1 protein-coding gene is annotated in these 241 nt (G+C 56.0%); it reads left to right on the top strand.

The genetic code is table 11. The annotated features are described in order from the left end of the window. Positions 1-166, top strand: a 166-nt coding sequence (locus tag E8D52_18590) for an IS30 family transposase (protein ID TKB65251.1), incomplete at its 5' end; no start/stop codon positions are given. Positions 167-241: the final 75 nt, after the last annotated feature.

Genomic DNA, 241 nt, shown 5'->3' with positions numbered 1-241 from the left:
TCAGTATTTGCCCAAAGACAGGGACCTGTCGGGCTATACCCAGCGTGAGTTGAATGCCCTTGCCCATCGGTTGAATACACATCCCCGCAAATGTTTGGACTTTGCCACCCCCCAGGGAGTCTATGCGCAGTGGCGCCTTCATTCACCCGTTGCACTTGGAACTTGAAGCCACCACTTCTTGATCCGGCTCTCGATGTCCGCTCGCCCCGCATACCTGCGGGTAACCAATTCCGCAGCATAG

Origin of the sequence: Nitrospira sp. (assembly GCA_005116745.1) — a bacterium.
Classification (GTDB): Bacteria; Nitrospirota; Nitrospiria; order Nitrospirales; family Nitrospiraceae; genus Nitrospira_D.
The sequence above is the reverse complement of the archived record's forward strand: the minus strand, read 5'-3'. Positions and strand labels throughout refer to the sequence as shown.